This is a genomic window from uncultured Collinsella sp. (assembly GCF_959026545.1).
In the GTDB taxonomy this organism is placed as follows: Bacteria; Actinomycetota; Coriobacteriia; order Coriobacteriales; family Coriobacteriaceae; genus Collinsella.
The window spans coordinates 1-7,321 of record NZ_CAUFLV010000030.1 but is presented as its reverse complement, the minus strand read 5'-3'; the positions used below and the strand labels follow the sequence as shown (position 1 = coordinate 7,321).

9 protein-coding genes are annotated in these 7,321 nt (G+C 59.8%); all 9 read left to right on the top strand.

Annotation, left to right across the window (positions count from 1 at the left end; all coding sequences use genetic code 11):
- Window positions 1-68: 68 nt before the first annotated feature.
- The 9 genes from rpmJ to Q5Q88_RS09080 all read left to right on the top strand — a co-directional run bounded on the left by rpmJ (window position 69) and on the right by Q5Q88_RS09080 (window position 7,128).
- Complete coding sequence (gene rpmJ / locus Q5Q88_RS09120; RefSeq protein ID WP_006363204.1) at window positions 69-182, top strand: 50S ribosomal protein L36; 114 nt, start codon at window positions 69-71, stop codon at window positions 180-182.
- Window positions 183-197: 15 nt separating this feature from the next.
- A complete protein-coding gene (gene rpsM / locus Q5Q88_RS09115) occupies window positions 198-572 on the top strand; it encodes a 30S ribosomal protein S13 (RefSeq protein WP_118653601.1) in 375 nt (124 codons plus the stop codon).
- A gap of 16 nt (window positions 573-588) precedes the next feature.
- Window positions 589-996: a 30S ribosomal protein S11 gene (rpsK, locus tag Q5Q88_RS09110; protein ID WP_006720336.1), complete on the top strand. Its 408-nt coding sequence runs from the start codon at window positions 589-591 to the stop codon at window positions 994-996.
- A gap of 19 nt (window positions 997-1,015) precedes the next feature.
- Window positions 1,016-1,612 (top strand): 30S ribosomal protein S4, encoded by a 597-nt coding sequence (gene rpsD / locus Q5Q88_RS09105; RefSeq protein ID WP_118653600.1) that lies wholly within the window; start codon window positions 1,016-1,018, stop codon window positions 1,610-1,612.
- Between the two features lie 29 nt (window positions 1,613-1,641).
- On the top strand, window positions 1,642-2,583 hold the full coding sequence (locus tag Q5Q88_RS09100) for a DNA-directed RNA polymerase subunit alpha (protein ID WP_118653599.1): 942 nt from the start codon (window positions 1,642-1,644) through the stop codon (window positions 2,581-2,583).
- Window positions 2,584-2,610: 27 nt separating this feature from the next.
- Window positions 2,611-3,108 carry a 50S ribosomal protein L17 gene (rplQ, locus tag Q5Q88_RS09095; RefSeq protein WP_118653598.1) on the top strand — a complete coding sequence of 166 codons (498 nt, stop codon included), beginning with the start codon at window positions 2,611-2,613 and terminating at the stop codon, window positions 3,106-3,108.
- 215 nt (window positions 3,109-3,323) lie between these two features.
- Window positions 3,324-5,648, top strand: a complete 2,325-nt coding sequence (locus Q5Q88_RS09090; protein WP_302743125.1) for an ATP-binding cassette domain-containing protein — start codon at window positions 3,324-3,326, stop codon at window positions 5,646-5,648.
- 61 nt (window positions 5,649-5,709) lie between these two features.
- On the top strand, window positions 5,710-6,537 hold the full coding sequence (gene truA, locus Q5Q88_RS09085) for a tRNA pseudouridine(38-40) synthase TruA (protein ID WP_118653640.1): 828 nt from the start codon (window positions 5,710-5,712) through the stop codon (window positions 6,535-6,537).
- 153 nt (window positions 6,538-6,690) lie between these two features.
- Window positions 6,691-7,128, top strand: a complete 438-nt coding sequence (locus Q5Q88_RS09080; RefSeq protein WP_118653639.1) for an arginine repressor — start codon at window positions 6,691-6,693, stop codon at window positions 7,126-7,128.
- Window positions 7,129-7,321: the final 193 nt, after the last annotated feature.

Genomic DNA, 7,321 nt, shown 5'->3' with positions numbered 1-7,321 from the left:
AACGCCTGCGGCTGGGCGAGTAGATAACATTCCACCTTGTAGCTTGAGCACTACCGAAAGGAAGAACGATGAAGGTACGCCCTTCCGTCAAGAAGATGTGCGATAAGTGCAAAATCATCCGCCGCCATGGCAAGGTTCTCGTGATCTGCGAGAACCCGCGCCACAAGCAGCGCCAGGGTTAAGAGAGGAGATCCACAGTGGCCCGTATTAACGGTGTCGACCTTCCGAACGAGAAGCGTGCGGAGATTGGTCTGACCTACATCTACGGCATCGGCCGCACCACCGCAGCGAAGATGTGCGCCGAGCTCAACATTGCCGACGGCACTCGCATCAAGGACCTCACCGAGGAGCAGATCTCGGCGATCCGCGATTACATTGATAAGAATGGCCTGATGGTCGAGGGTGACCTCCGTCGCGAGCGCGCCCAGAACGTCAAGCGCCTCATGGACATCGGCTGCAACCGCGGCCTCCGTCACCGCAAGGGTCTCCCTGTTCGCGGTCAGCGCACCCACACCAACGCTCGCACCCGCAAGGGTCCGAAGCGTCAGATCGGTGCCAAGAAGAAGAAATAAGGGAGACTGACGCATAATGGCTACTGCAAAGAACAAGCGCGGCGCCTCCACCCGTATCAAGCGCGCCGACCGTAAGAACATCTCCGTGGGCCAGGCTCACATCCGTTCTACGTTCAATAACACCATCGTTTCCATTACCGATCCTGCGGGCAACGTCATCGCTTGGCAGTCCGCTGGTACCGTGGGCTTCAAGGGTTCCCGTAAGTCGACCCCGTTTGCCGCCCAGATGGCCGCCGAGGCTTGCGCCAAGGCCGCTATGGAGCACGGTATGCACAAGGTCGCCGTCTTCGTGAAGGGCCCCGGTTCGGGCCGCGAGACCGCGATCCGCTCCCTCCAGGCCGCTGGCCTCGAGGTCTCCAGCATCCAGGACAAGACCCCCATCCCGCACAACGGCTGCCGCCCCAAGAAGCGTCGCCGCGTGTAACTGAAAGGATCGATTTATTATGGCAATCGACAGGACTCCGGTTCTTAAGCGCTGCCGCCAGCTCGGGATCGATCCCGTTGAGCTCGGCTACAGCTCCAAAAAGGAATCTATCCGCCAGCCCAAGCGCCGTCGCAAAGAATCCGAGTACGGCATGCAGCTGCGCGAGAAGCAGAAGGTCAAGTTCATCTACGGCGTTCTCGAGAAGCAGTTCCACCACTACTACGAGCATGCTCTTCGCATGGACGGCGTTACCGGTGAGAACCTCATGACCATTCTCGAGACCCGTCTCGACAATGTCGTGTTCCGTCTCGGCTTCGCTCGCACCCGCAAGGAGGCTCGTCAGACCGTCCGCCATGGCCACTTCACCGTTAACGGCAAGCGCGTGGACATCCCGTCCTACCGCGTGAAGGCCGGCGACGTTGTGGCTGTGGGCGAGAAGTTCCGCGACTTGCTCCCCATCAAGGAGGCCCTCATCTCCTCCGAGCGCTTCGAGGTCCCTGGCTGGCTCGAGGTCGACATCGAGAAGCTTTCCGGCAACGTCATCTCGCTGCCTTCTCGTGACCAGATCAGCGGCGACATCAACGAGCAGCTCATCGTCGAGCTTTACTCGAAGTAATCGTTTGCGCGCTACGCTGGAGGTATTACATGTCCGAATTCATCAGGCCCCAGGTTCACGTCGAGGAGATCAGCGAGACTGCTGCTCGCGTTTCCGTCGAGCCTCTGGAGCGCGGGTATGGCGACACGCTGGGTAACTCCCTGCGCCGCGTGCTGCTTTCCTCGCTCGAGGGTGCAGCCGTCGAGGCCATCCAGATCGATGGCGCCCAGCACGAGTTCACCACGATTCCCAACATGGTCGAGGATGTCACTGACATCGTCTTGAACGTGAAGGGTCTCGTGTTCCGCACGCTTGGTACCACGGACGAGGGCACTGCGACTATCTCGGTCGATGGCCCGTGCGAGGTTACCGGCGCAGACTTCTTCATTCCGTCCGAGTTCGAGCTCGTCAATCCCGAGCAGCACATCGCGACCCTCACCGAGGGTGGTCATCTGACCATGAGCATGCGCATCGGGTATGGTCGCGGCTACGTGTCCTACGAGCAGAACAAGCGCGACAATGATCCTATCGGCATCATCAACGTCGACTCGCTCTTCTCCCCGGTCAAGCGTTGCGCCAAGCTCGTCGAGGCGTGCCGCGTTGGCCAGCACACCGACTACGACCGTCTGGTTCTTGAGATTGAGACCAACGGTGCGCTTTCCCCGCGTGACGCGGTTGTGTCTGCGGCCAACATCATCAACCAGCACATGGCTGCGTTTATGACCCTGGCCGACGAGCCCGAGGCGGAGGAGGAGATTTCCATCTTCGCCCCCGAGGTGACGAGCGACAATGCCGAGCTTGACAAGCAGATTGAGGACCTGGACCTTTCCGTCCGCTCTTACAACTGCCTCAAGCGTGCGAGTATTCACTCCGTGCGCCAGCTGGTCGAGTTCTCCGAGAACGACCTGCTGAACATCCGCAACTTCGGCGTGAAGTCGATCGAGGAAGTCAAGGACAAGCTTGAGTCCATGGGTCTGAGCCTCAAGGCTTAAACCCTAGGTATAGAGGAGAACTAGACCATGCGTCACAATAAGAAGAAAGGCCTGAAGCTCGGCACCGACGCCAGCCACACCAAGGCCATGAAGAAGAGCCTTGCCAAGGCGCTCTTCGAGAACGATCGCATCAAGACCACCGAGACGCGCGCCAAGGCCCTGCGTTCCTATGCTGAGCCGATCATCACCTGGGCCAAGAAGGGCGACCTGCACTCTCGTCGTCTCGCCATCGCCAAGCTCGGTGATAAGAATCTCGTTGCTGAGATTTTCGACAAGGCCGCTCAGGGTATGTGGGCCGACCGCAATGGTGGTTACACCCGCATCATGAAGCTCGGTCCGCGCAAGGGCGATTGCGCTGAGATGGTCATCATCGAGATCGTCTCCGAGCCTTGCACCCCTAAGGCGAAGAAGGCTGCTCCGGCTAAGAAGGCCGCTGCTCCTAAGGTCGTCAAGAAGGACGAGGCCGTCGAGGAGGCTGCTGAGGTCGTCGAGACCGAGGCCGCTGTCGAGGAGACCGCTGAGTAGCACGTAGCTGCTCGTGCATCACATTGAAGAGGGGTACGTTCGCGTGCCCCTTTTTGTTTTGCCTGGGCGACTGGCGGCGGGCAGTTCACTCCCTGTTCGGGCAGTCCTGGCTCGCACGAAGGGCCCACTGGGCCCTTCGGCTCGTGCGGAACTCGCATTGAGTGAACTGCCCGCCGCCAGTCGCCCAGGCAAAACAAGAGAAAGGGGGCGAGAACGTGCTTGAAGTGAAGGATGTTGGCGTGGTGTTGGATGGGGCTGAAGTCCTGTCTGGTTGCTCATTCTCCCTTGCTCCGGGTGAGATTGTTGCCCTAACGGGAGATAACGGGTGTGGAAAGTCCACCCTTGGTCGTGTGTTGTGCGCGGCGCAGCTGGTTGACGATGGCTGTGTGGTTGTCGATGGTCACGACCCCTCTGCTAACGAACGTGAACGCCTCATGGTTCGGTCGCTTGTTGGCCGTGTGTGCCAGGATCCCGTTGATCAAATCGTTTCCTCCCTCGTATTTGACGAGATTGCCTTTGGGCCCCGTAATCTTGGCCTGTCGGAAGAAGAGGTGTCTCAGCGTGTCGACTGTGCACTTCGCCGTGTAGGGTTATCAGGGTTCCAGGATCGCGTTACGACGGCACTTTCCGGCGGAGAGCAGCAACGCATCGCCCTTGCCGGTGTGCTCGCCATGACTCCTCGATATCTTGTGCTTGATGAGCCTACCGCGCAGCTCGATCCGGCGGTCCGCGAATCACTCCGTACGCTCTTTCGCACTCTTGTCCATGAAGACGGCATCGGCGTCGCTCTCATTACGCACGACCCGCTTGAGATCGCTCTTGCAGACCGCATCGTGGATGTTGCCTCCATCAACGGAGCCCTAGGCGCTTCTGAGTCTGCTTGTCGCGCGTCTTCCGGCCCTCAGGCTGTGCAACATTCCTTTGGCTCTTGCACGGGTCGGGAGGCTGCCGGGTGCCGAGCTGTTGGCACGCCGTGCGATACGCCGATCCTTGAGGTGGAGGGTGTCTCGTTTAGCTATGGGGATCGTGCCGTCCTCAAGGACATTTCGTTTTCGCTGCGCGCCGGCGAGGTGGTGTTGCTCACGGGCGCATCGGGTGCCGGCAAGTCGACGCTTGCCTCACTTGTCGCGGGATTGCTCTCGCCTGATGCGGGCTCCATTCGCCTTCATACCTGTGTGGATACCTCATCCGCCACAGATGATGCCGAGGCTTCCCCGGCGCATCCAGTTCCCGGCTCCGTTGGACTGTCGTTTCAGCAGCCCGAGGCCCAGTTTTTCCTCGAAACGGTCTACGACGAAGTCGCCTACGCACCGCGCAACCTTTTCTTCAGTGAAGGCGAGGTCGATCGTCGGGTATTTGGGGCCATTGATGCCGTGGGGCTGGATCGGAAATTGGCCGATGCTTCACCATTTGAGCTCTCCGGTGGGCAGGCTCGACGCGTTGCCCTGGCATCAGTGCTCTCGCTGGATGCTCCCTTGTATGTGCTTGATGAGCCGAGTGCCGCCCTCGATGCACGGGGACGGGCGTTTGCGCACCGTTTCGTGACGGACCTCGCCGCCGAAGGCCGATCGGTTTTGGTGATTACGCATGACGTCGATGAATGGCGTTCCTACGCGACACGCGAGATCACTCTGTCAAACGGGTCCCTACACGCAGCAGGCGCGCCTGAAGGTCCCTCAGATGCCTCTTTACAGCCGTTTGCGGGTGACTCCACCATGGGTCATGCGTCGAGGGGGCCTCAAGCGTTTGGCACGGTTTTTGGTGAGTATGTTCCCGGGACACCCGTTGCACGCCTCGATGCCCGTGTGAAAATCGTGCTTCTGTTGCTTGCGACGGCTGGGGTCTTTTCTGCCGGAGTGCCGGCCATGCTCGTTGTTTGGCTGCTGATCCTGTGCGGCTGCCTCGCGTCGTCGCGCATGCGGTTGGGCCGTGTGCTGCGCGGCATACGACCCGTTGCCGTCATCCTCGCGTTCACGCTCGTTGCGAACCTGGTGTCGTGCGATGGCCGGGGAACGGTGGAGTTGGTTGGCGCGATTGGTCTCAGCCCGGCGGGAGGCTTGCGGGGACTCATGGCTATAACGCGCATCTTGTTACTCGTGGGCTTCTCACTCGTCGTTGCCTCGTCGACGACCGCGACTCAGCTGAGTGATGCCTGCGTGCGCCTGTTGAGCCCCTTGGCCCGTTTTGGTGTGAGCGTGGGTCCTTTGGGCACCGTGCTCGCCGTGGCACTGCGATTCATCCCGCTCGTGAGTGAGGAGCTCAATCGGATTCGACTCGCCCAGCGTGCGCGCGGAGCCCAGTTCGATGCCGGTCCGCTCTTCTCGCGCATCGGCGTGTGGGCTTCGGTGTTCACGCCCCTCATGATTGGCCTGTTCCGCCGTGCGGATCGTTTGGCCGAGGCCATGTCCGCCCGTTGCTATGATTCCGTTGCCGCTGGGAAACTGCCCGCTCCTCGTCGATTGGCTCCTTATGATCGCCTTGTGCTCGCATTGGGGGCGGCGCTCGTGCTCGTCTTGACCATCCTGGGTTTATGTTGGTGATTTTGGTAGCATAGGCACGAAAGATTGCAATAAGGAGGCTTCAGTGGCCCAAACAGACGATATGCGCGTGGGCGCGCCGTCCTATTTCGAACCGGAGGTGCTCGACGGCACCTTGGTGTTTCGGCTGGGCTACGATGGCGCCGGCTTCTCCGGGTTTGCCGAGCAACCGGGGCTTAGGACGGTCGCAGGGGAGGTCCGCTGCGCGCTCGAGACCTTTTTACGCCGTCCTATCGACCTCACGTGTGCCGGTCGCACCGATGCAGGTGTTCACGCCATAGCGCAGTACGTGAGCGTCCCCGCACACCATGATGAGTTGGCCATCGAGCATCGACGGTGGATGCGCGCGATGGCGGCCTTGCTCCCCGATGACATAGCGCTTGGTAGGGTGTTTCATGCCTCCTCCGGCTTCTCGGCTCGCTTTGACGCGCGTGCTCGAACCTATACCTATCGCATAGCTACGGGCGACGCACCGCCGCTGCTCACGCGCAAGGTGACTTGGTGGCATCGACTGCCCTTGGATGTCGAGGCGATGGAGTGCGGCGCTTCGTATTTGGTGGGGGAGCATGACTTCAAGAGCTTCTGCAAGATGTCTTCCGCCATCGGCAAGCCCACGTGTCGCAACGTGATTGAGGTCTCCTTCGAAAGGGAGGGCGCGCTGGGTGAGGAGCACATAGCCTTTACCATCACGGGTAATGCGTTCCTGCATTCCATGGTCAGGACGATCGTTGGGACCCTCGTTGAAGTTGGCGCGGGTCGTCGAGATCCGGAGTGGGTTTTAGAGGTGATTACAGCGTGCGATCGTCGGGCGGCGGGCCCTACTGCTCCTGCGCGTGGTTTGTGCTTTATGGACGTGGCATATGACGATGGAGCTTTGACGGCCTGCCCGTAAAAATGCTTCAATATGCACATATATGATTGCATTTGCCTGTTCTATGCAAAAATGTTTCAATTAGATAGCGTGATGCCTGCTAATCCGTTTTAAAGAGATTCGGCGGTATGCTGTACTCGAAATGTGGGGAACCGCTAGGGAATGGTGGAGAACATGGCCAAAAAACGCAATGGCCGCCAAGATGCTATTCGAGAGATCGTCCGAACTGAGGACGTGCGCACTCAGCGCGTGCTCGTGGACGAGCTTAAAGCGCGTGGGTTCGATTGCACGCAGGCGACCGTCTCGCGCGATATCGCCGACATGGGGCTTCGTAAGCTGCCCGAGGGCATGTACGTCCTTGCGGAGGATCTACATCTGCAACGTATGGTCTCTGAGCTCGTGGTTGGCGTTCAGCGCACGGAGAACCTCGTCATCATCAAGGCGCAGCCCGGTACCGCCCTGGGCATCGCCGCGGCAATCGATGCCGCCGAGCTGCCCGATGTTCTCGGCTCGCTGGCTGGAAACGACACGATTCTCGTCATCACGCAGACGCCGTTGGACGGAGAGACGTTTGAGGCGATGATCTCCAAGCTGAGGAGCGTGCGCAAGTGAGCCCGATGGTAATCCATATGCTCCTGTTCGCCTTACTCATCACGTTGCCCATTGTGCTTGTTTTGTTGCTGGTGGCGTACTGGCGTCGCTTGCATCGATAGGGGAGCATGAGACTCCAAAAAGAAAAACCCTCGTCCCTGTGAACTGCGCCCCGAAACTTGGACGCGATAAATCATAACCGCTAAGCGGCCTC

What these genes read in the sequence shown, in the direction of transcription:
- rpsK (WP_006720336.1), top strand. Translation starts at nt 589, where the DNA reads ATGGCTACTGCAAAGAACAAGCGCGGCGCCTCCACCCGTATCAAGCGC.
- Q5Q88_RS09080 (WP_118653639.1), top strand. Translation starts at nt 6,691, where the DNA reads ATGGCCAAAAAACGCAATGGCCGCCAAGATGCTATTCGAGAGATCGTC.
- rpmJ (WP_006363204.1), top strand. Translation starts at nt 69, where the DNA reads ATGAAGGTACGCCCTTCCGTCAAGAAGATGTGCGATAAGTGCAAAATC.
- rpsD (WP_118653600.1), top strand. Translation starts at nt 1,016, where the DNA reads ATGGCAATCGACAGGACTCCGGTTCTTAAGCGCTGCCGCCAGCTCGGG.
- truA (WP_118653640.1), top strand. Translation starts at nt 5,710, where the DNA reads ATGCGCGTGGGCGCGCCGTCCTATTTCGAACCGGAGGTGCTCGACGGC.
- rplQ (WP_118653598.1), top strand. Translation starts at nt 2,611, where the DNA reads ATGCGTCACAATAAGAAGAAAGGCCTGAAGCTCGGCACCGACGCCAGC.
- Q5Q88_RS09100 (WP_118653599.1), top strand. Translation starts at nt 1,642, where the DNA reads ATGTCCGAATTCATCAGGCCCCAGGTTCACGTCGAGGAGATCAGCGAG.